The following is a 23761-nucleotide window of genomic DNA, read 5'->3' as shown; positions in this document are numbered from 1 at the left end:
AATAGCAAAATATTGATTTACAAAGCCAGTTCGTTCTCCTGCTCCTGGTTTTTGGATTTGTCCTTGCCTTTATTCTTATCCAAAAGCTGGCTCAGCTGCTGCTCCTTTTTGTAATCCTCGCGGATGGCGGGCTTGCCATTGATCTCAAAGAAATTCAGGTTGCTGTACCTTGGCATAGCCACGATACGCAATTTCTGATCCTGACCATCTGCACCCGGAACAGTTACCAATGGACGGTTGCCCTCTTTCAGTTCCGAAAGGATCAGTTCGGTCTTTTTAATATCAGCCAGTTCCTTGATCTGGTAAGATTCCAGTTCCTTTTTCACATCAAAGCCATACCCCTCACTGAACTGGCGGGTCTTATAATTCCCATAGTTGTCCTTCTTCTGGTCGAAATCCAGCTGTACCCAGGCACTGTACTGCTCCCCGCCCCTGTTCAGTAAATCATCACGGAATACAGCACGCCCTTGCAACAGGTTGACACCTTGCTCCAGGCTAAAGGTTGCCTCATTTTTCAGGTAAAAAGTATTGGTTACCGGCGGGGTACGGTATGTACCATAAAACTCCTTGGCCACATAATCTACCTTTCCTTCCTTCATCGTAGCCACCGTATTGCGGTATTGCAGGTCATCTTTATTTCCTTTGCCAATAGCCAATTCACTGTTACCCGTTTGCTTGTTGAAGAACTCCATTGCCTGCAAGGCACTATCATATTTGCGCATCAGGTTTTTACCGTCCGCTTCGGTGATCACCAGGTACTGATGGTCTTTTTCCAGCGGCCTGGCTTTACTCAGCTCCAGTTTATAATTGTTAAAATAATAGAAATCCGATTTCGCGGACTGCCGGAAATTCATCGACAAGTCCATTTGTCCTTTATCGGTGTGGAGCGTATCCCTTAACTGGAATGCAGGCAAGTTCTTTGCCATGTTTTCCTCCATCTGTTTAATGAGGTGCTCACCAAATTTGTGTGCGGCAAGGATATCCCTTAGCTCTTCAAGATTGTTTCTGTTCATGGTACTGATCGTTTTTGTTTTATATTCTTCTACTAAGTCCGGGTTCATCTCGGACATTTGTTTACTCGCCTGGAGTACATCAAGCAGATACCGGGCTGGCACAAGATCGGCCTGTTGTGAAGTACTCTCCAGCACCCATTTATCCCTTGAAACCGGAAAATTCAGGTCGGGCAGGTCTTTAGCCTTAAAGCTTTTGCGAAGCAAATCAGCATCCAGCGCTTTCAGCTCAATAACCCCTTTGGAAATGTCAAAATCCATACGAACGTACACGGGGTCGTCTTTGTGCTTCATCAACTGCTTTATACTAAAACTCTTTGCATACATGGGAATGCCGGCGATCAGCTTTTCATCCACCCATTTTTCAGGGTAGCCATGATCTTTAAGCTCATCGGCCAGCGCAGCGAAATCCGATACCCTCATGGTTTGTTTTTGGTATTATCCCGTATCAGTAAGGGATATCCGGCTTTTAAAGGCTGTTTGATACGTTTGATCTTTTTGGTCAGCAGCGATTTGGCCGCGTCTATTCCAGCACCTGCAAGTTGCGTAGTCAGATCAAATCCCGAAATGCCAAGACCGCCGATGGCACCAGAGCTTCCCGAGGCAATCACCTGGCTAAGCAAGGCTTCGGGCGCAAATACACCTGTCATCACATCCCGCTTGTCATAAACCGTCAGGTTCACCGGAATAACCTGGTTACCCAACCTGATATTTTTGATCTCCAGATTCATTCGCTGGTTACTGAAGGAAGCAAGACCAAATAATGTATGTCCCCGGGGAATGTACTGCCCGTTCAGCACCACGCTATCCAATAAGCGGATTTCTACTACTGATCCCTGCATCACTTTTTGATTAGAAGCGATTTCTGCCGGAATGGCTTTGAACAGGGTATCCGCAACAGCTGGCAGCGTTGCTTTTACCTGCTGACGAAGGATATCAGGGTTCTGGATCTGCAATATTTTATCCATCATGGTATTCAGCTGCACCATTTCAGGATCATCACCACCGGAATTCCCCTGCATGTTTTTCATCAGCACTTCCAAACGGTCAACATCTTTAGACATGGGCGCTGAAACCACAACCGAACTAGCTGAACTACCGGCTCCATAACTTTTCGGCGCCACATAGGGGGCATTGATTTCCCTGTCCAGCACAGCTAGTTTTTCGGTAATCTTATCGGTCTGTTCATCTGGCCGTTTTCCAAAGCCCAATCTTTCAGCTGCATAACTTAAACCAGCTGTATCGCTGTGCGCTGAATCTTGTTTGGCTTTATCATAATAAGCCATCTTTCCCTCCGGCTCTTTCTCTGAGAAAGTCGCACCGGGTAATTTGGTATTGATACCCGCTTTTGGTGCTTGCTTAACTCCTTTGGCTTCCTGCCACTGGTATAAACCATAGCCAAGCAAGCCCAGCAGCACTGCCGCTATGGGCAGGATAAAAAGCAATTTCCGGCGATCCAGTTGGATGCGTAATCTTGTTACGTTGCTGGCCAGTTTACCGGTCGGTTTTTCATTTTTTTCTGTCATAAATTCATTTTTTAAAAGGTTAATAAATCTGTTAATAGCCAATCTGCATCAGCAGGTACAGCAAATAGCTGCTGAAAGCAGCGCAAAAGGCGATCAGCAATACCAGCCAGGTTTTGCCGGACAGCCCTGCGGTACGCTCGTTCAGGTACTTGGCTAACTGGCGTTGCGATTGCAGGATTTTTCCCGCTACTTTTTGGGCAATAGCATCTTGCCGCTGGCTCAGCGGCTTCTTTTTGCGCTGAAATAAGCTCATGGTCTGGAAGGATTAGCGTCCGTATCCTGATTGACGAGCGTTTCCCAATGCTGGATCAGAAAGCCGTGCGGGTTGTTATCGGTCTGGGTTTGCAGTACCCTGATCTCGCCGCGCGTGACCAGCTTGCGCAATACCCTGCTACTGGCACGGATCAATTGCTGGGTGGCATAACAGGTAAAGCGGTAAGGACTGGCATTCAAATCGAGCCGGATACTGTCTACTTCTAGCTGCTGGGAGATATTGGCGGCGATCAGGTTGTTATAATACCCAGCTTCTTTCAGGTTTTCCCATTCCTGTTTTGCGGAATTGTCGGCCAGATACAACGCCTTACCAATACCGGCAGCAATGGCCTTTTCGTCCGGGTCCAGTGCAAAAAAATACTGATGGAAAGTACGGATGTGGTCACGCAGCTCTACAGCAATGTTTTGCTTGCGTTCAGCGGCAAACGCTTCCAGCACCTTGCCATTGTACAGGATCATCACCCTGTTATTGGCTTTGCCGATCTCGCTAAAGCACAGGTAAACCACGCAACTGGTTAATAGGACGCAGGCAATCAGAAAGGCAATACTGAACTTTTTAATGTGCTGAAACGCACGATCGATGTTTTTGAGTTGTGTAAACATGATCATTAAGATTCTAATTTGTCTTTGAAATAATCATTGCCCGATGCCTCGGCCATGCCCTGGGATAAGTTAGAACGAGCATTATCAAAGCGATCTACGATCATACCCGCAGCACCTTGCGCAGCGGACATCCCTGTACTGGCACCACCCACTACCAAAGAATTGACCTTTTGCAGCATCGCGTTACCACCACCGGCATGAACAATGTAATTGGCGACATTGGGTACCGTAAAATAGCCTACAATTCCGATGACCATAAAGACCAGGTAAGCGCTATCCGAAGCACTGAAGAAAGTATCGCCAGCCTGACCGATCTGGGAAATGTCAATTTTGAGCATATTCTGCTGAATTTGGCCCAGGATGCTACCGAAGATATTGGCCACCGGCAGCCACATAAAGATGTTGACATAGCGGGCGATCCACACCGTGAGCGTATGCTGGAATCCGTCAAATACCGCAAAGCCGAATACCAAAGGGCCTAAGATCGCCAGCACGATCAAATAAAACGTTCGGATGGTATTGATACACAATGCTGCTGCCGCAAAAAGCACCTGCAAAACCTCCGACATCCATTGCTTGATATTATTGCGGAAGTTATAGGAACTCTTGTCCAGCCAGAATTTAATATCATTGCCAACCCCTTCAAAAACCCCCTCGCTTTCGCGGTCAGGGTCTTTAGGATGGGTATAGCGATACCATTTATTCGAATCGCCTGAGCCACTTTCTCCGACGTACATTTGCCATTGTTTACTGTTTTTAACAGCGGCCGCTTTTTGCTTCAGCAGTGCCACGATAGCAGCATCACTGTTTTTCACCATACTTCCGGTTGCCGAAACCACCGGCTGCAAAACGCCGTTCATGACCGAAATCACCATTGGAAAAAGTACAATGGCAAGACCAAGGGCAAAGGGGCGCAAGAGCGGGTAAAAATCAACCGGCTCGGCGCTGGCAATGTTGCGCCATACCCGTGAGGCGATATACCAGAGCGCCCCGAAACCAGCCAGTCCGCGGGCAACTCCGATGAGCTTGCCGCAAAGCGGCAGCATGTCCGAATACACGTTATCCAGCACGGGTTGCAAACCGTTAATACTTCCCGCCACACCCTGCGCCATTAAAACACTAGGCAAAAGCATGGCTAAGACTGCAAGAAATGCAGTCGTAAAAAATTGTTTAATCATAAGTTTAGTTGGGTTTAAAATAATTGCCTAAACCAGTTTGATCCGCTTTCTCGTGTTGTCGCTGAATACTGAGCATACTGGCTTCTCTGTTAAACGAGCGTAAGAAAATGAGTTTGTCCTGTGTGTCAGCCTCGATATGGTCAATCGCCTGCATCCGCTCGTCATCGCTCATGCGCAGTTTATTCGCAGTAATCACCATAGCCAGCTGATCCAGATTATCAAGGCTTTCATCAAACAGCTTTTTATAGACTTTAGACAAGTAAGACAATTCTGACGGATTAAAATTGCCACTGCTACCAAACCGCTTAAACGCAGATTTATATTCGGAAACCAAAGCCGCCTGAGCGGAAATGATATCAGCGATCTTGTAATACTTTTTCACCTGGGGACTGACCAGCCAGAGGCCGTTTAAAAACACATCATGCAAAGAGAAATTACCCTTGGCAATGTTTTTTACACTGTTGTAACCGCTAGAAATAATGGTATACCCTTTTTTCATATCGGCCAGGATGTTCTTTAGCTGGGATAGTTTTTCCACGTTCAACAACAATTGCTGGATCTCCGTGCTTTGCGCCTTGCTCCCGAAACTCATCATAAACAGCAATCCTAAAAGCAGGAACTTTAATCTACTCGTTCTCATAAAACCTCCTTAACTGTTGAATGGTATTTTGCTCGCTTCGCTTTTGCAGCACCATCAGTCCCACATTGCTGCAAAAATCCCGGGTAAATGCCGATTTATCCTCCATCCGCTCGTAAATCGCATTCAGCCGCTCTAGGCGTTCATCATCTCTCATTTCTATTTTACCCGAAGTAATTACCAGCAGCAATTCCTCCAGATCTCGATAACAGTCGCTGACAACATTTTCACCCACCGAAGCGATATAGCTGAATTGGTCTGCGGAAAGCAGCTCAGACCGTTTCACCGCATTAAAAGATTTGATGATAGACAGTTGCAAGCTGATGATCTCCGCAATACGCACATCATTTTTGATCGCAGGATTCACTTTTTTCAGCCCCGATATAAAGGCATCATGCAAACTGAACTCCCCATTGGTCATACTTTTAACTGTTTGCAAGCCTCCGTCCACGATCTTGTAACCATCCCTTGCAAAGCCGATATAAACCTGGAGGGCCGCAATCTGCTGAAGCAGGTATTTCTTCTGCGTGCTTTTCTGCTTAAACCACTCGCTGAAAGTCTGTGCATTACAGCTCGGAGCAGTGGCAGCAGTCAACAGCAATACGGCGATCAACAGCGCAAAGCATTTTTGCTGCAACCTGCCAGTACTGATCCAGTTATACTTAATTGATATCATAGACCTCCTTCATTTGTTTGGTTTCAAAAATGGACTTAGACCTGCCAATAGACAGCGCAATATTCTGATCGTTAAAAGCTTTCAGGTCATAAAAATTCCGCTCCATCGCCCGCTCCGCGGCATTAATCATCTCTAAACGCTTGGCATCGGACATCTGGGTTTTAAAGGAGCCAATCACCACAAACACCTGATCCAGGTTTTTAAGACTGGCCTTCAGGATACCTTCATACACTTCTTCCATGTATGCCAGTTCCTGGGCAGAAAAGTGCTTGTCCTTCCAAAAAAGTCCGCTTGCCCATTTGTATTCCTGCACAATGGCGGCCTGCGTAGTCGCCAAACTTTTCACCTTTTTATAAGCGGTAATCACCGATTTGACCTTCTGCAGTTCATCATAATAGCCGGCGTACAAATTCCGCTGGCGCTCCGTCCAGTCCGATATTTCCGTCAATTTGAGTTTACTCAGCTGGTTTTCAATCACCTTCTGCGCATTTTGCAGCCAGATCGTCTGGTTTTGCAGACGCTGAACCTTCAGGTCAACGGCCTTGATCACTTTTTTCACCCCTGCCCTGATCACTTCAGCGATGGCAAGCTGCGCATTTGCCCCGGAGGGCAAACTCACCAGCAAAACCGTCGTGCTCAGCGGCAATACGATCATATAGACCTTTAATGCTCTACTCATATATTTTAATAAGTTCATATTCTGTTATTTAATCTGTTTATATTTTCTTTTTCCGGCAGTCATGATACTACGATCAGCATTGAACGTAATGATGATCCCGTTCCGGCTTTCCCTCAGCACGTCAGCATCCGTATCATAAACCGCAGTCCATTCCTCCTTTTCATATTGCAGTTTGCCGGGCTTGCCCTTGTCATTCAGTAACCTGAAACCAGTACTGCGGTGCAACAAGTACCTGTTACCCTCGCTTTGTTCTACCACCAGGGTATCATCGGCAATGCTAAATTCACTAGCTGCATTATTGATATAAGTACCTTCGAGTGATGCTGAAGGATTACAGCCTAACAAAAAACCCGCAATGACAAATAGTGTCATAAGGCATTTTCCGATGTTTATTTTTTGATGTTTTTCCATAGTATTTGATTTGTTTTTTAATGGTTGAAAAGCTTGCTTCGCAGGTCCATGATTGTAAGCTTTGTTATGAATGATTAATAAATGATTTAAAAGACCTTAACTCCGTTAAGGATGTCTGCCGCTAGTGCGGCGATGCCACGGGCGATGTCGCCGTACCTGGCGGCATATTCCTGCACTTTAACTTTCTCACTTTCTTCGGTCGTGTAACACAAATACTCCATCAACGAGACTTCTGTACGGTACACTTTGGAGTGACCGCCAAGTGAGATAAAGACCTCTTTGTATTTCAGCTTAGGATCGTTCGCCTTGTTCATAGATAGGATCAAAGTCTTGTCCTTATCGGTCAAACCCAGGAGTTCCTGTATCTGGTCAAATTTGTTTTGATACTTGCTCTGATCCAGCAGGATCTTACAGTCCGAATTGTTGATGATCGCCTGTTTGACAATTGGTGATGAAATAATATCTTCGATCTCCTGGGTGACCACAATGGCCTCACCAAAGAACTTACGTACAGTTTTAAATAAATACTGTAAATAGGATGCCATACCCGCCGTCGCAATTGCTTTCCAGGATTCCTCTATCATAATTACCTTTCTGATCCCTTTCAGCTTACGCATCTTGGAGATAAACATTTCCATAATGATCAACGTTACCACGGGAAACAGGATCGGATGGCTCTTAATACTGTCAATTTCAAAGACAATAAAGCGCTCATGCAGCAGATCCAGGTTCTCTTTTGCATTCAGCAAATAATCATATTCCCCGCCCTTATAGTAGGGATTCAGCACATACAAAAAGTTATCGATATTAAAATCCGAAGGCTGTACTTTACCGTTTTTCAGTACCACTAAATACTCTTGCATCAAAAACTCATAAAAAGAATTGAAACAAGGGAAAATAGCAGGATCAGCCGCCAGATGCTCATAATACAATGTGAGTGCATTGGATATCGCTACATACTCCGAACGCCTATAAGTTTCATCCTCGCGTTTCCAGAGCGCCAGCAGCAAAGTTTTCATGCTCTCCTTTTTTTCGGTATCCAATACATCATCCCCCCCGATATAAAATGGATTAAAACAGATCGGACTTTGTTCCGAGTAGGTAAAGTAGTATCCGCCGACCAGCGAACACAGTCCTTTATAGCTATGACCGATATCCACGATCACCACATGCGCGTTCTGCTCGTAGTAGGATCTTGCCAGGTGGTTCGTAAAAAAAGATTTTCCCGAGCCTGAGGGCCCGATGATGAACTTATTCCTGGCCGTGATCCAGCCCCGCTTCATCGGTTCATCCGAAATATCCACATGTACCGGAACGCCTGATATTCGCTCACCTAGTCGCAAGCCGAAGGGCGAAAGCGAACTACGGCAACTGGTTTCCATATTCAAAAAACAGCAGGCTTGCTCGGCGAAGGTATCAAAGGTCTCATTCATCGGAAAATCTCCCTCATTGCCCGGCATACAGGCATACCAGACCTGCGGAGCACCATCGGTTTCCTGCTTGCAGACCGCATCCATTTTAGCCATCGCCGAACTCACTTTATTTTTCAGTTCAGAAAGTTCCGATGGATCGTCCGTCCAGCACAGCACATTAAAATGTGCTTTTACAGGCAGCTTCTGGGTCGCAATCGCCTCATTTAAAAAATCATTGCAAGCATCACGGGAAATCGCATTTTCCCGGGAATAGGTCGACAAGGATTGCAGGCGCAGTTTTTTCGCCTCCATTCCCTTGATGGTTTTCTGTGCATCACCGATCACAATCACCTGGTTATATAGGTGATTGCAGTCTAAAAATAATCCCAATGGCGAGGCAAAGCCGATACTGTACTTGGTACGCTCGGTAGAATATGCATCATAATCTATCCGGCTGCCGCAAAATGTGGGCAGGTCGCTGGCATCTGAAAGTGTAAACAATTGGCAATGCTGATCACCGACACGCAAGCCATCTTTCAAATGAATGTCACGGATAACAGGCTGCTGGTCTTTTCCCAGCAAAAACAAATACCGCTCAATGATCCCCGGCGCATTTGCAGTCCCCGCCAGTTCATCATCACCCAAGCGCTCCAAAGAGAACAAGCCACTATCATTAATAATCCGCTCAAAGGAACTGGTAGCCGAAAGGAAATTTTTAAACACCACCTCATCACGGGACTGAACCGGCGCAATCGATTTGCGAAGGATATTGGAATACCCCGAAGAAGACAGCCTGCGACCAACCGGCATCTGGGTCAATAGGATATAACTTTCATGCGCTAAATATGCCCGCTCATTGAAATGCCGCTCTGAGGCATGAGCCAAACTGCTGCCAGATAGCGCAGTACGCTCAAAGTCAGGCTTAACCCCCGCTTTCATAAAAATATCCATTTTGTGAAAGATGGTGCCAGCGGTCAGTACCCGGATCGCTTTACACAGCGCTTGCTGTCCCGCATCAAAATTACCGGCAGAAAGCGTTCCGGTTTCAGCACCATGAAAGCGGTAGACAATGCTCATATCACCCTGCATGGAGAGAATGGCATTGTGTTCTACCTTCCAGATCGGAAAAATCTTTTCGATATTCATCATGTCCCCTGCCTTTCCGCATTGCCCTGCAATACCTTCAATCCAGTAAACAGCCGCCTGGAACCAAAACGCAAGTACTTAGGTAAGCCCCGTTTCGCCATAAACTTTTCCAGACCGTGAACCCCGAAGCGTTTCGATAGCCGTCCAACAGCCATAAACAGTCCGGCACCGAGGCCAAAGACCAGGGGTAATATCACATACAGATTTGCTCCCAACAGGTATAGGGAAATAAACGTTAGCAACAATAGCAAAAGTCCCCCGGCCAGATAACCGATATACTGCCCTTTAAGGCCGGAAAATTCGATAGGCTTATTGATGCCCTTATTGATCTGATAGATTAAACTCATAAACAAATTTTAATATCAGGCAGACGGAACACGCGGTGCCATCTTATTTGCAAGCTTTACGCGCCCCGCCGCCCAATGGTGATTAATGATCTATATACCGAAGAAAGATTGCAGCACCGTTGCCACTACAACCAAAAAGATGCAGGAACCAAACCAGGCCGCAGCCACCTTGCTGGTATCCGGCTCGCCCGCATTCCATTTTTGAAAGACTTTGATTGCGCCTATGATGCCCACAACTGCACCGATGGCATACATCAGGTTGCATCCCGCGTCAAAATATCCTTTTACTTTATTGGTGGCTTCGTTGATACCTGCCGCCCCATCCTGGCTAAAGCCCGGCAAAGTAAACAGCAGATTGGCACACAAAATCGCAAAGCAGAACAGCAGGTATTTACCTGACGCTTTTTCCCAGATTTTTCTTGTTATTATAGATTTATTTTTTGTTTTTATCATGTATTAATTTGAAGAATGAATAATGGATTGATCATCAGATTCCCGGCCTTAGTCCCAGAGGTTTTCCAGTTCCTGCGGAGAGAGCTGAAAGGGAACACTTTCACGGATAAAGGCATTTAGTGCCGGTAACAACGGACTTGCCGCCAGGTGCGGGTATTTCGAGCGGATCATGGGAAACATCAAAAGAAAATCCTCTTTATTGCCATCATTTTCCGCAATAACCCTGCAAATCTCCCTGATGTCCTGCTGAAAGTCAGGTAAAGCACCCAGCTGCCTGGATTTATCCACAAAGCCAAACTCATCAGCCCCCAAGATACTTACACCCTGTTCCAGTACCGCTTTACCCATCAGTTCCTCTCCTGTTTCATCGATGTCACAGAATCCTGGCTCAACAGGGTGATCCAAAGGCGGGGAAGCTTTGTTTTTACCCTTAACCAGCAGCAGGATAAGCGCCAGAAAAACCAATGCCAGCAGCGTGGCTGCCAGTACCAGATGCAGTCCTTGAAATGATTGAAATGTTATCATATTTAATTGCTTTAATCCCGCCACTGCATTGCAGCGGGACAACAAAAGCAAAGTTTCAAAGAAGCCAAACCGGGATATCTACAGGGGTGACAAATACCTCATAACACCCTCATTATCAATCATCCGAAACCAAATCCTCCACCGTTTTAGCATCCAATGAATGCTCATTATCCATATAAGCCAGCAGTTCCGAGCGGCACAAATCCATGAAATGCGTCCGGCTCAGGCGCTTGCGCCGTTTAATTTCCCGAAAACGATTAGAAGGTACGCCCAGCTCAATACCCAGCGTTTCCTCCAGCCAGCGAAAGATTTCCACCAAACTGGCCTTACCGTTATTGAACTGACCGGAGATCCAAAGCCCATAGGCCAGTTCCACCATATTGATCAGTTCACCTGTATACTCAAAATATTTCTTAACCTGACCGGATGAAACAAGCCCCACACCCGCATTACATTTCTCCAGTGCTTTCATTTCCTCCAGGATATATTCCTGCAAAGATTCATAAGCGGAAAACATAGCAAACAGGTATTCCCCACAGGTAGAAAAATCCGGATCGACCTCAGGCAGTTCCAGCAATACCGGAGAGGCAACCAGAGCACCACGCAAAAACAGGATATCATCCATGTCCGTTGCCCCCGACCGGTAATACTGGTAATATAAACCGTAACGCTTGAAAATACCAGCCAGGTAATCCAGCTCCCGCAGGTAAAACCTGCGCAGCGTCTTTCGGTGCCCCGAAGGCCTGCGGTTCATCAAACCAAACAAAGCTGCATAATAGATCTTCAGCGCAGACCATTCCGGCTTTTCAAACTTAAAAAAATAGATCTCTTCCAGGTCATCATCAAAAGGAACAGCCAGCACCTGCACCCGGCCACGGCTCATAAACTCAGCAATCTGCTCGGTGATGCTGTTAAACTTTTCCACCAGAGACAAGTCATTACGATCTGCCGCCATTTTTACACCACTCTGCAAGTCACGAAAGCCTTGCTTAAAATTGTTTTTACGCATAGGTATGAAATTTGAATAAGTCCAGCTGACCGGTTCCCAAAGCGGAACCGAACAAATCAACGGGAATGAGTATCATTTATTCATAGGCATCTATTTAAAGTTTTGGTCAAACCCAAATGTGCAGCAAATGCGTAGGTATCTGCAATAGTGAAAACTCACGATTTTAAACAAAAAAGCCTCACAGCATACTGTAAGGCGGGCAATTCAGGGTTTACCCCTATAAAAAAAGCTTATTTATTATTCCGATACCATCAGAAATTTATGGAGCAAAGCGGTCTTGTTGTTGACCCCCGCTTTTTTATAAGAATTCTGTGCATGAGAATCAACTGTAGAGGTGGAAATGTGCAGCATTTCTGCAATCTCTTTATAAGTCATCCCCTTAGCCAGCAACATAACAACGTCAATTTCTCTTGTCGTGAGCGCATATTTTTGACAATTCCACAGAAATGGATCGATTGGTTCCTCCGGTATTTCAGAGACATCCAGCAAAGCAACCACATTATTCTTATACAAAAATGAAAGGTACATCAACACTACAGCCAGCAAAAGCACCGCTAAATTTATGATTACCATTTTGACCATATCCATCAGCGAACCAATCGTACAGTTCCAAGCCACCAGCAACAAGAGCACGAACAGCGGAAACCAGTTCTTTCGCTGACAGGAAGTATTGTAGCACCGGAAAAGCTGGTACCCCATCAGGGTAAGTTCTAGAATCAAAAACAGCCAAGAAACAGCAGGAGAATAAATTTTAACATTGGAGTTAGCAGACATCAAATAAGGATTGAATAAAAAAATACCTGAACCCAGTGGGATGTATGCAAATAAAAAGATTAGTAAAATATCGACACACGCTTAACCTGCCGGGCAGCAGGATGAACTATCACATTTTTCTGTGATAGCGCGGGTCGCAATGAACCGCACCGGAAGGGACTGGAATCCCACTAGAGTACAGAACAAAGCAAGCCCGCGCTTCCGCAGGCGTTGCACTTGTTCCCAACTCTAGTTTAAAATTTCCAGTTTTTCCGGTCAGGACGCGTTTAACGCTATAAATATCTCAAGCAAACAATTATGTCTGTGTCGTAATTTTTTGTTTTATAGTTAAGCAAATATAGAGAATCATTCGGGTAATTCCCTAAGACAGTCGGCCTGTAAAAAGGCGCAAATTTACATATGTTATTCATCATAGCATTAGCAGTTTAATTCCTTTAAAAGTCGGCATTAAACACAGAGCTTCTACCTCTAAAAAAGTGAGCCGCTCATCAAAAAAAGCAAACACCTAATTCTTAACACTTTAACCTCACAACAATCCATCCCTAAATAATTTCGAACGAACATTCCGTAAAGTACTTTCGCTAATCATCAGATAGGATGCAATATCTGCATCGATCATCAATCCACCCGGAGGCAGGAATTCAGGAAATTCCCTGTAAAAATCATACACCACTTTTTCCGCATCACGTTTTAGTAATCGAACCCGTTCCATTTCTTTACGATTCGCATCTGCCATAATCAGCCTAGACAAATCCTGGGTGCCTGGAAACCGCTCATAAATAATCCCCATGTGCTCAAAACTAATTCCCAGCACATAACTTCCCGACAGACCTACCAGATCATAATTTGAAGGTTCCTGGCTGGTAAAACTAAAATCTGCTAAAACCGCACCCTTTTTAGCGATACTTAATACCTGATTGTCACCAACAGCACTACTTCCATAGGTCGCTACAAACCCACGGCCAACATATAATGCCTCGGTAATCGATTTATTCTTCTTAAACAAAAAATCCCGCTCAGCGAGATCTTTCCAACTCATATTGTCCCGCAGATATTCACGTAACTCTACAGGCTGTGGCTTATACCGGCAAAGGTCTTTGTATAATTCATTAACACATTCATCATATTCATTCATAGGCTAGATTATAATTTGAATTGATTTATTTAAATAGATTTCTATATCTGAGCAATTAAAAATGGGTTAAGTGCAACCCTGTAACTTCTTCTCTTATTGGCCGAACATATTTTATTTCATAGCATCTGTCCTGGTTTACACATGCAAATACCCGTAAAATCAGTTTATTCCGCACAGCATTTAAAACCAGCATTTTATGTTTGCCTTCAATTACCGTCTTACGTTCATAATAAGCTTTCAACTCCGGCACCCATCTGATGGCCGACACCGCGCAGGTATGCAGTAATGCTTTCATTTTCTTATTGGCCATATGCGACACTTTTGATTTACTTTTCATCGTTCCCGATTCCCTGGCAAAAGGAGCGACCCCTGAATAGCAGGCAAACTTCTTGGGATTACTAATGTCCCTGAACTCATTCGTACACAGTAAAATTTGCAGAGCGGTAATTGGTCCGACACAGGGAACTGAGGTAACAATTTCCATAAGACGCTTTAGCTGATCATCGGATTTCAACAGCTCGTCAATAGTTTGTTCTATGTCTTTCAGATCCGCTTTCATCGCAACTACGCTTCTGCTGCACAGACGGTCTGCCTTTTTTCATGAAATTCACTTGCTCCTTTAGGGGCATATTCATTGCCACCTGTAAGGATAGTACTCGTGTACGTAAGGCATTGATGGTCGCGAGCTGCTGGATAACCTGGCGTTTGGGTACCCACAACCGTAAATGTTCCCGGCATTTATAGGCATACTCCGCAATTCTCACCGCGTCTATTTTATCATTTTTACCGCGGATATTACCCATTGAGTTTCTGATCTGAAGCGCACCATCCATGACAATATTTGCCCTCACTTTTTGCAGAACTCCTAGCATCGGGTTACAGTAAATACCAGTTTGTTCCATGGCGAAGATTGCCTTGGTCATCGTAAAGCCTTTCAATGCTTTAACTTCTGCAATAAAGGCTTGTATGCTTTCCGCAGTATTTTCAGTTTCTCGGTGAAACAGTAATGTTTTGCCCTGCATGACGGCATGGTCAAGTTTATTCCTGGAGACATCTGTCCCAATAAAATAGGTATATTTCTTTTGTCTAATTTGTTGCATTGTCTTTAAAATCCGGTTACGGGAATTATTTCATAACATTAGTCAGAACCACGAAACATGAATAATTCGTCCCACACCGGTGTATTTTTAAATAATTAGCAGCGGCGATTTCTTCGCATTTTTGGTCTTCCAACCACGAAACCCTACTAATACAACCGCTATTAACTGTTGTATTGATCATCCCTCCTTCGATTACACCACCCATTGCATTGATTTTTTATAACGACAGGACTTATATCTTTGCTTAAACCCCCGGTTCCAGATGTATTCTAAGCCCCCCTGCCGTTTATTCCTTTTACACAAAGCAGCAAGACCATTTATTCAATTGTTAGGTCATTTTACCTTCTATTATGTTCAATGCATCCTGCTCTTTGTTTATTTTATAAAACAGCCAGGGATTATCTCATCGGATAGGTCATAATCCTAGAACGACACCTAATGCTCCCCGCTGTTTATCCTTTCATCACATCTTTATTACCATTTCCATCTACGCTCGGTTGCGAATTCCAACCTTCCTCTGTTCTCTTCCGCGTATTTTTCAAAGTGCGGTACCATGCTCAGGATTTTGTATACCTCATCGTAATAGTGCAACTCCCTGGAATAAACCATGGTAATTCCATTGACCAATCGAAAACAAAACTCCGCTTCCAACTCAAAAATCTCCATGCATAAACAAGCATTTCCAGCTAAGTATGTCAACCATACCGCGGCACTATTAATTTGCTCAATTCCCTCAATAGTTTTCAATTCATACCGGCCAATAAATTGATCAGCGGCCAGGTAATCTGTTAATATGGTGAACTTGTATTCACCTTCCACCTCCTTCATATCCAGGGAAATCATCACCTGATCCTTATACAAGTCCAATGACAATCCATCTTTAAATTTCACACTTCGTCCATGCTGTTCAAAAAGATCAAGCAACACAATTTTAGGTAACAAAGCATTATTCGTTAGCTTGATTAATTTATCCATAGTCAAATTCTTAATTACTGGTCGTTCATATGATTGATTAAAATTAAGGTGGGCAGGTGTCGAAAAATCCAACGCTCAAATTGTTTTTAAGTAAATACTATCCTGCCACACCTTTATCTTAAATGTTGTTTAATCATACGGAAGTACTATTTACCACCATCTTAACTAATCAATAAACACATTGCGACCAGGCTAATTACACCGATGCTAAAATAGCCGATAAGTTTTCCAGGTTTTGTCAATCGTAGCTGCAAAGTGTAGTTCGTAGATATCTACTTCAACTTTCTTAGATGTAAAACTCCATTTTACTGGTTGCAGGATTTGCCCCTGGGTGCTCGCTATCAGCATAACGAAGCTCGGTATGATTAATACTTTTTTCTTATTTACTGCCATCCTTGTTCCCCAACAAGCCATCAATCACCTCATACAAATCTACCCTTAAGCCCTTTCCCGTTCTATTTTTTCCACGTGAACCTGTTGGCATGTCAAATGCGATCATCTCTCCTTTTTCATTTACTAATATATATCCAGGAATTGCTGTAATATCAAAAATCAATTTGTTTGCCCGCGAATAATCCATAGCATGCATCCAGGGTGTGTTTTCCTCTTTTATTGCTTTTTTCCATTTTTCTACATTAGTATCGGTTGAAATACTTAAAATATTAAAGCCATTATCATGAAAAGCATTATATACCTTTTTCATATTCGGGATATCAGCTCTGCAGGGTGTACACCACCACGCCCAAAAATCAATCAATGTGTATTTGGCTTGTTTTATTAGAGTCCTAACTTTTACCGGCTTTCCGTCCAAATCATTTACAGAAAAATCAGGCAACAGTTTTCCAATTGAAACGGTTAAACCTAGTGCCTTTGTAGCAATATTATTTTTTAGCTGAATTCCATAATAGCTATTTTGACTATTAACTGGTAGGTTTTTGAATGCATCCTTTTTCTCTGCAATACTCATCAATTGACTACTGTTAATCAAGAATGGTGAAAAATAAATATCCGGATGTGTGTTTAAATAGTTAATTAGGAAATCGCGGTATTCCCGCTCCGCCTTGTGCATTGCCAGACTATCGTTTGATTTTTCTTCAAATATTTTTCTATACTTATCTCTGGGTTCTATAACGATTCGTTTATAAAAATCCCAATAGACCGATGTAGAAGGCGATCCATCTATTTTTACATCCGGCCAACTAGAAAGCTGTCCTTTTATACTGATATCCGAGTTATCTAACATTATGGTCGTGTAACTATCTATTCCGTCCTTAAACTTAACTGTTGATGTGTCCATTTTTACAAAATATAATTGACCAGGAACTTCAACCTTACCTTTAAAAACAAACTTTTCGTTTTGAATTTTTGTAGCCATCGAGTCAACATGACCATTGTTGTCATGAATTAAATAGACCACAGTTCCATCGGGGGTGCCTTCAATCTTTCCAGAAACTATATATGTTTCCTTTTTTTGTCCATTTGCACTGGTAATACCAATACCTAGTATCAGTATTATTACTAATTGTGTGATTTTCATGTATGTGTAATTATTTTTTCTCCGCTAATAATCTCCTTAAAATAGGTTCAAAATCTCCATCTCTCAAGCGATCATTCAACAAGGCAAGTTTTCCATTTTTATCTAACAATAATAATTGAGGTACACCAAAAAAGCCATATTTCTGCCAAATCTTTTGCCCAAGGCTATTCTCTTTACTTGATGAACCGATCAGCAATATTGGCCAATCCGCACCAATTTTCTTTTCAATTTCTTTTACTTGTTCAAGTTTTTCATTATCATTTAAGCAAACAGAAACGACTTCAAAACCTTTACTTTTATATTTATCATATACCTGCTTTATCGCAGGCATCCTTGCTATACAACTGGTACACCATACAGACCAAAAATCAACCAACACAACCTTCCCTCTCAATTTTTCCAGATCGATCTCTTGGCCATCTATTGCGGTATATTTTAATTGCAGAGGATCTTCCATTAATGCAAAAAGACTGTTTTTTTGAATTACCCAGTTTTGAATAGCTTTATCAGTAACATCGTTAAAAGAGAGGAAAAAAGCTTTCATATCACTCGCATCCAAGCCATATTCTTTGTAATTGGCAAGAAAATCATTATCCATTGGACGTAATAGATAGAAATACCAATACTTCCATGTTTTAGGTTTATTCCAATTAATTTTATTTATTCCTAAGCTTGCCTGAATAAACAATTGCTTCAATTTCTCTAAATCGATTTTCTTATTCTTTCTAAATTTTGTGTTGTAAGACATTCTTAAAAACGCTTCTACCTCCTTAACATAAATATTGTTTTTCTTTTCGATACCACTTCTTCCCGACCCATTTTTATATTTTCCTTCCACATATGCAAAATATTCCTTTCTCATGCCTGGGTATGCATTTTCCCATGCTTTTAGTTTTTCCCAATCGATATCAGCGGCGTAGCTAGAAGACGTGGTTCGTTCTATTTTATATTTCAATACACCATCTTCTATAATTTTCCAATAATTCAGATTTAGCCAACTATCACCCAGTGTTCTTTCGAACCATTCAAATTTACGCGGGTCATTAGGAAACTTATTCCAAAATTTAAGCCCATTTTCCCGGAAGTCATTACTGGCTTTCTCAAAACGAGACCAATAGACGATTTTTGCTATTTTATCGTTGGTTTTCCAGGAACTATCGTTACTACCAAAAACAGCATAATACTCTGAGTTAAGTTTTCTCCATACAGTATCAGCATTTTTTTCATCACGTCCATAAAGATGTTGCGCCATTATTGCATGGACCATAAATAAATTTAGGCAAAGGCATAGCCACATGCTCTTTTTAAACATTGTTTTCATTTGTGTATGTTTTAGCTTTTTATTTTTGAATATTAGAAATCTACCATCCGGGGTTTTGTTGCATATCGGAAAGGTCTAAGACATCTTTTGGTAAGGGTAATGTATAACGAAAATTATTTGGCTCTAATTTATAAGTCTTCCCTAACACTGTTCTTGTTAATGTAACTTGGTATTCTGCTTCCTGGTTCAGTCGTCGTAAGTCTGACCATCGAATCCCCCTTAATAATAGTTCTTTTTTCCTCTCTTCTAAAATCTGTTTCAAAGCATCGTTAGGATCTATTGCAGTGAATGTGGGATAAGGAACATTTATATTCCATCTTTTTTTCATCAATGTATTCAAATCGTTCATGGCACTTGATACGTTACCTGCTCTTGCAAAGCACTCTGCCCTGATCAGGTAAATCTCATCCACTGCTATACCACTAAATTGAATACTATTCCTATTATACATTCCTTTAAAGGTTATTATTCCATCTGCGTTGATTCTAAAAAATCGGCTTTTCCTCATGTCTGCATTTTCATAAGATTGATAAAAATCAGGATCGATAAATATTACTGAAGGAACATAAACGATCGGCCAATTAACTATAGTGGAATGAAATAGTACTTCTACATTAAATAAACCTAGATTACTTGACGCCTCTGGAATGTCGTTATAATCCATTAGTTTTGAATAACGATCCAGGCACATGTTGGCGTACCGGCCTGCGTTTTCGTAATCTCTCATACTTAAGTATATACGAGCTAGCAACGCAAAAGCACTGGTTTTGGAACCTCGAGTCAAAAAAGACGGACTTACAGGCAACAAGTCAATGGCCTTAAATAAATCATTAATAATCTGATCGTATGTTTGCTGTACCGATGATCGTTTTGAAGTTTCGGTAATATCAACTCCTTCCTTTAAGGGAAGACCTGATTCGGATTTGGCCGTTTCAACTTTATAGGGCTGTATATACACCTGCGAGAGTTGATAATAATTAATAGCCCGATGAAATAAGGCGTTCCCTCTTACACTATTTAAATGCACTTGTTCTGCATCATTAGATAATTTAATCTTATCTAAACCATCCAAAACTAAATTACAAATAAAAACTCTGTTATAGCTCTCATTCCAATCCTTCACTTCTGTATAAGCATAGGTATTTGACCATGTATAGGCATTAAACTGGTCAAATGCATTTGAGTTATTACCTAGTCGAATTAAACCAGCATCAGGAGTATAATGACCGTCCGATCCGATTTCCCCGAGTCCTGGGGTATTAGAATTCATAACTGCAACATTATCCATCAAATATTCAAATTCATCAATGGTTTTCGGAACTGCGAGGCTCTTATCAGATTTTACATCAAACCAATCCTTTTGACAACTAGATAAAATAAGTGAGAAAACAATGATTTTTAATGTCAATGATATTTTATGTTTGTAATTTTTCATATTAATGATATTAAAAGGTAAAATTAAGGCCTAGTGAAAATGTGCTGGGAGTAGGTGTGGCTAAAGAAGCATAAGCTTCGGGATCAATTCCTTTATTGTTAGCTCTCCATAAAATTCCCAGATTATTTGCATAAAAATAAATTTGCGCGTTATCAAATGGGCGTCTTTTAGAACCTCTTTTACTCAAACCGTAACTGATTCTGATGTCCTGCAATCGGACATGATCTCCTTTTTCGATCAAGATATCTGAAAATTGATAGACCCTAAACCGGTTATCCGGATAAAGCTCCATGTATCCGGGTACATTGGTAAACATTTCATCTCCCGTTTTTTTCCATGCATTTAAATAATCTTTATGCGGAAAAGAGCTATTACTTGTAAGATCACCATTGAAAGAACCTCTTCTGAAGTAATAACCCATTTTATAAATAACATTTACAGATAGGGAAAAATTGTTCCAGCTAAAATCGTTTCGAAAGGAACCAAATATAGTGGGTGATGTTCTACCATGATATACCAGATCTACTGGCTGTACATTATCAATCTCAGCAGATTCTTTTACTTCTCCATTAATAAACAATCTGGCATCCCCATTCGAGGGATCTAGTCCAGCCCAATGCAGACTATACAAACTTGACAACGGCTTACCGACAACAATAGCGTCACCATAAACATAAAAGCCATAAGAAGTGGGTGGTTTTACATTATAGGAGATTACATTTTCCTTATTGATATTCCACAAAAAACTGCTGTTCCATCTAAATCTTTGGCCGTCTATATTTCTTGAATTTAGGGTAAAATCGATTCCCTTTCCTTTTATACTAGCATTGTTTCCCGTGTAAGTCGAGAATCCACTTGTAGGGTCTACGGAAATGCCACTTATCAAGTCCAGTCCTTTTTTTTGATATAATTCTATACTGCCTGTCACACGGGCATTTTTTAATCCAAAATCCAAAGCAACATTTACATTTTTAACACGTTCCCATCGTAATTGAGGATTAGGTGGAGATATTAGGTTTGAAAATGGAGCTAAGATTATATTAGATCCTAAATCGCTAGAACGATATTTGCTGATAGCAAAAGGTGTAGTACCTGAATTTGTATTTCCATTGTAACCGTAAGTAACCCGAATTTTTAATTGCGGTAAAAAGTCTATCTTATAAAACACTTCTTTTGAGATATCCCAGATAATCCCTGCAGACCATAAAGGAACTTTCCGATCATTAGCTTTCACACCAAAAAAATTGCTTTGATCTAATCTGGCACTCAGATTAATGACATATTTGTTGTCGTAACTATACCCCCCATTTGCAAAATAGGACCCGAATCTGTTAAGAAATTCAAATGGTGAGTTTATACTAGGAGCAATGATTTGCTGAGAACCGCTAGGCCGGGTAATCCAGTCTCCATATAATGGTAACTGCCCAATATTTGTATCTTCAATAAAACCAAATAACGGCACGTTTGTCGTGTTATAAGAGCTGTTTTGTCTAACTTCCCAACCTGTCAAAACCATTAAATCATGTTTCTTCCAGTGCTGATTGTAGTTCAATTGTCCTCTGAAATTCCATGAAGTATTTGAGTTGTATCCCGAATTCAATATACTCCCTAAAGGATAGGGATAGATTGGCAGGCCAGTTAATGGGTCAACCCTTAAAAATTGATTAATCAAGTCTCTCGTACTAAAGAGAGATGTACGTTCTATTTCCTTATGTTCTGAATCAGTTTTTTGCCACTGATAATTAATACTTGCTTTTAAACCAGGTACAATGATATATGCTATTCCAGTATTTATAGTTATATTATTGCTATTTAGTAGGTTATTTCCATTTTTCATTTCGTCTAGAGGACGGAAATGCCAGTCTAATAAACTTGGCGCATTAACCGTATCTACATAATTTAATCGATATTGATACGGAATTGCAGCCGGACCACCACTTTCATCTACCAATCGGGTATAGGGCGATTGTAAAATGGTATTTAAATCTATTTTACTAGTACTTTTTTCATTGGACTGACCCCATACAATTTTTGCAATTAAATCTAAGTTCCTTAAGGGGGTCCATAAGTTATTAAACCTAAGCGTTAATCTATCGCTTGTTTTACCGATATCATTAGGTTTACTTTTGTCATAACCAACAGAGCTATAATACCTGTAATTACTACCCCCTCCAGATACATTCAAGGCATACTGTTGGCTAATGCTATTTTGCAGCATGTATTTTTTAATGTCATCTCGGACATCGTGATTTTCATATAAGGCTAATTGTGCTTTGACACCAAGGTCACTTAGTGGATCTGCAATACCAGCTCTCCTTGCAGCTAAAAGTATTTCTGCAACCATTGGAATTGCGGGTAGATATGGATAACTAGGATATACATCATCGTAATCATTGTACAAACTATCTGCAAAACGCTGTTTCTCAAAAGCTACAATATCTTTAGAAGGTATGGAAGGAATATAAGAAAGATCTGGCTTTTGCCCAATGGTTAGGTTAGTATTAAAACCAATGGAGGTGGACTGACTTAGTTTTCCTTTTTTAGTCGTAATTACAATTACCCCATTGCCAGCACGCACTCCCCAGATACTTGCGGCTGCCGCATCCTTTAATACGGTTACTGATTCAACATCATTGGGATTTAAATCATTAACATTCCCTTCGTAAATAAAATTATCTACGACCACTAATGGAGTTTGGTTTGCATTTATGGTGCTTACACCTCGAATTTGTATACCAAGGGAATTCTTAGTCGCATTTTGAACTTGTGTTAAGAGTAATCCACTTGTTACATTTAAAATTCTGTCCAAAACGTTGGCACCGACCGATCTGTTGAATAGCTTATTATCAATATATGCAAATGAACCAGTAGCACGTTCTTTATTTAACTGTTGATAACCTGTACTATACTCCACCTTCACCTCTTCCAGCTCACCAGTAGCCAGATTCAACTTAATCTCCAAAGGCATCACCGCCCCTTTTACCGGAATTTCCAATGTTTTATACCCTACATAACTCACTTGCAATACCGCATCTTCGGCTACAGCTTTAATTTCAAACATCCCATTCTCATCAGTATTCGTAACAGCATTTTTCCCTTTTACCCGGATAGAAGCGTTTGGGAGCGGCTTCCCCTGTTCATCAGTCACCCTCCCTTTCACCGTTAAATCTCTCATGATATTCGAAACCGCGGAACTGAGCTTATCTAATAATGAGGGTTCATCTTTGCTAATGGATACAATTGTACCTTCAATTTCGTACTTAAGTTTTAAACCTTTAAAGGCGATATTTAAAGCCTCATTGAGCGTAGCGTTAGTTACTGAAATATTGATTTTCTGACTTTCAGGAATAGTCTTATCGTCGTAGTAAAAATCAAAACCGCTCTGCTTCCTGATCTCTTTGAGCACGCCCGATAATGGCGCATTGGTTTTGTTCAGTGTAATGCGTTGACCAAAGGTCGCTGCACTCACCTGCATTAGGGATGCTATTAATATAACGGTGGTTAGTCGCATAATTAGCACAATTTTATGATATAGCCGAAGCCTACCAAATGGTGATATAATATCGTACATTTGTATCGTTTGGTTCTGTGCAGTTTGT

At 41.7% G+C, this 23761-nt stretch carries 23 protein-coding genes; all 23 read right to left on the bottom strand.

Annotation, left to right across the window (positions count from 1 at the left end):
• Positions 1 to 17: 17 nt before the first annotated feature.
• On the bottom strand, positions 18 to 1433 hold the full coding sequence (locus tag ABIE26_RS17830) for a hypothetical protein (protein WP_354376212.1): 1416 nt from the start codon (positions 1431 to 1433) through the stop codon (positions 18 to 20).
• Positions 1430 to 2536 carry a conjugative transposon protein TraM gene (gene traM, locus ABIE26_RS17825; RefSeq protein WP_354376211.1) on the bottom strand — a complete coding sequence of 369 codons (1107 nt, stop codon included), beginning with the start codon at positions 2534 to 2536 and terminating at the stop codon, positions 1430 to 1432. Before traM ends, ABIE26_RS17830 begins: the two co-directional genes overlap by 4 nt.
• Before the next feature lie 31 nt (positions 2537 to 2567).
• A complete protein-coding gene (locus tag ABIE26_RS17820; RefSeq protein WP_354376210.1) occupies positions 2568 to 2789 on the bottom strand; it encodes a hypothetical protein in 222 nt (73 codons plus the stop codon).
• Positions 2786 to 3412: a conjugative transposon protein TraK gene (gene traK, locus ABIE26_RS17815; RefSeq protein ID WP_354376209.1), complete on the bottom strand. Its 627-nt coding sequence runs from the start codon at positions 3410 to 3412 to the stop codon at positions 2786 to 2788. Before traK ends, ABIE26_RS17820 begins: the two co-directional genes overlap by 4 nt.
• Before the next feature lie 5 nt (positions 3413 to 3417).
• Positions 3418 to 4590: a conjugative transposon protein TraJ gene (gene traJ, locus ABIE26_RS17810; RefSeq protein ID WP_354376208.1), complete on the bottom strand. Its 1173-nt coding sequence runs from the start codon at positions 4588 to 4590 to the stop codon at positions 3418 to 3420.
• Between the two features lie 4 nt (positions 4591 to 4594).
• On the bottom strand, positions 4595 to 5230 hold the full coding sequence (locus ABIE26_RS17805) for a TerB family tellurite resistance protein (protein WP_354376207.1): 636 nt from the start codon (positions 5228 to 5230) through the stop codon (positions 4595 to 4597).
• Entirely contained in the window at positions 5217 to 5903 is a 687-nt protein-coding gene (locus tag ABIE26_RS17800; RefSeq protein ID WP_354376206.1) for a hypothetical protein, read from the bottom strand. The genes ABIE26_RS17805 and ABIE26_RS17800 overlap by 14 nt, the downstream gene beginning before the upstream one ends.
• Complete coding sequence (locus ABIE26_RS17795; RefSeq protein ID WP_354376205.1) at positions 5890 to 6582, bottom strand: conjugal transfer protein TraI; 693 nt, start codon at positions 6580 to 6582, stop codon at positions 5890 to 5892. Before ABIE26_RS17795 ends, ABIE26_RS17800 begins: the two co-directional genes overlap by 14 nt.
• Positions 6583 to 6606: 24 nt before the next feature.
• Complete coding sequence (locus tag ABIE26_RS17790; RefSeq protein ID WP_354376204.1) at positions 6607 to 6954, bottom strand: hypothetical protein; 348 nt, start codon at positions 6952 to 6954, stop codon at positions 6607 to 6609.
• A 125-nt stretch (positions 6955 to 7079) separates the two neighbouring features.
• Positions 7080 to 9554, bottom strand: coding sequence for a TraG family conjugative transposon ATPase (locus tag ABIE26_RS17785; protein ID WP_354376203.1), 2475 nt, complete (start codon positions 9552 to 9554; stop codon positions 7080 to 7082).
• Complete coding sequence (locus tag ABIE26_RS17780) at positions 9551 to 9898, bottom strand: DUF4133 domain-containing protein (protein ID WP_354376202.1); 348 nt, start codon at positions 9896 to 9898, stop codon at positions 9551 to 9553. The genes ABIE26_RS17785 and ABIE26_RS17780 overlap by 4 nt, the downstream gene beginning before the upstream one ends.
• Positions 9899 to 9988: 90 nt before the next feature.
• Positions 9989 to 10351, bottom strand: a complete 363-nt coding sequence (locus ABIE26_RS17775; protein WP_354376201.1) for a DUF4134 domain-containing protein — start codon at positions 10349 to 10351, stop codon at positions 9989 to 9991.
• A gap of 48 nt (positions 10352 to 10399) precedes the next feature.
• Entirely contained in the window at positions 10400 to 10876 is a 477-nt protein-coding gene (locus tag ABIE26_RS17770) for a hypothetical protein (RefSeq protein ID WP_354376200.1), read from the bottom strand.
• 115 nt (positions 10877 to 10991) lie between these two features.
• Positions 10992 to 11885, bottom strand: a complete 894-nt coding sequence (locus ABIE26_RS17765; protein WP_354376199.1) for an RteC domain-containing protein — start codon at positions 11883 to 11885, stop codon at positions 10992 to 10994.
• Between the two features lie 237 nt (positions 11886 to 12122).
• The gene (locus ABIE26_RS17760; protein WP_354376198.1) at positions 12123 to 12584 is read right to left on the bottom strand and encodes a helix-turn-helix transcriptional regulator; all 462 of its coding nucleotides are present in this window, start codon (positions 12582 to 12584) and stop codon (positions 12123 to 12125) included.
• Between the two features lie 601 nt (positions 12585 to 13185).
• Entirely contained in the window at positions 13186 to 13794 is a 609-nt protein-coding gene (locus tag ABIE26_RS17755; RefSeq protein ID WP_354376197.1) for a Crp/Fnr family transcriptional regulator, read from the bottom strand.
• A gap of 55 nt (positions 13795 to 13849) precedes the next feature.
• Entirely contained in the window at positions 13850 to 14353 is a 504-nt protein-coding gene (locus tag ABIE26_RS17750; RefSeq protein ID WP_354376196.1) for a transposase, read from the bottom strand.
• Complete coding sequence (locus ABIE26_RS17745) at positions 14316 to 14894, bottom strand: IS110 family transposase (protein WP_354376195.1); 579 nt, start codon at positions 14892 to 14894, stop codon at positions 14316 to 14318. Before ABIE26_RS17745 ends, ABIE26_RS17750 begins: the two co-directional genes overlap by 38 nt.
• Positions 14895 to 15368: 474 nt before the next feature.
• Positions 15369 to 15869 carry a hypothetical protein gene (locus ABIE26_RS17740; RefSeq protein ID WP_354376194.1) on the bottom strand — a complete coding sequence of 167 codons (501 nt, stop codon included), beginning with the start codon at positions 15867 to 15869 and terminating at the stop codon, positions 15369 to 15371.
• Positions 15870 to 16248: 379 nt separating this feature from the next.
• Positions 16249 to 17406, bottom strand: coding sequence for a TlpA disulfide reductase family protein (locus ABIE26_RS17735; RefSeq protein ID WP_354376193.1), 1158 nt, complete (start codon positions 17404 to 17406; stop codon positions 16249 to 16251).
• A 10-nt stretch (positions 17407 to 17416) separates the two neighbouring features.
• Positions 17417 to 18727, bottom strand: coding sequence for a TlpA family protein disulfide reductase (locus ABIE26_RS17730; protein ID WP_354376192.1), 1311 nt, complete (start codon positions 18725 to 18727; stop codon positions 17417 to 17419).
• 40 nt (positions 18728 to 18767) lie between these two features.
• Positions 18768 to 20162: a RagB/SusD family nutrient uptake outer membrane protein gene (locus ABIE26_RS17725; protein WP_354376191.1), complete on the bottom strand. Its 1395-nt coding sequence runs from the start codon at positions 20160 to 20162 to the stop codon at positions 18768 to 18770.
• A 10-nt stretch (positions 20163 to 20172) separates the two neighbouring features.
• On the bottom strand, positions 20173 to 23673 hold the full coding sequence (locus tag ABIE26_RS17720; protein ID WP_354376190.1) for a SusC/RagA family TonB-linked outer membrane protein: 3501 nt from the start codon (positions 23671 to 23673) through the stop codon (positions 20173 to 20175).
• Positions 23674 to 23761 lie beyond the last annotated feature (88 nt).

This window comes from Pedobacter africanus, from assembly GCF_040548825.1.
Taxonomy (GTDB): Bacteria; Bacteroidota; Bacteroidia; order Sphingobacteriales; family Sphingobacteriaceae; genus Pedobacter; species Pedobacter africanus_A.
The sequence above is the reverse complement of the archived record's forward strand: the minus strand, read 5'-3'. Positions and strand labels throughout refer to the sequence as shown.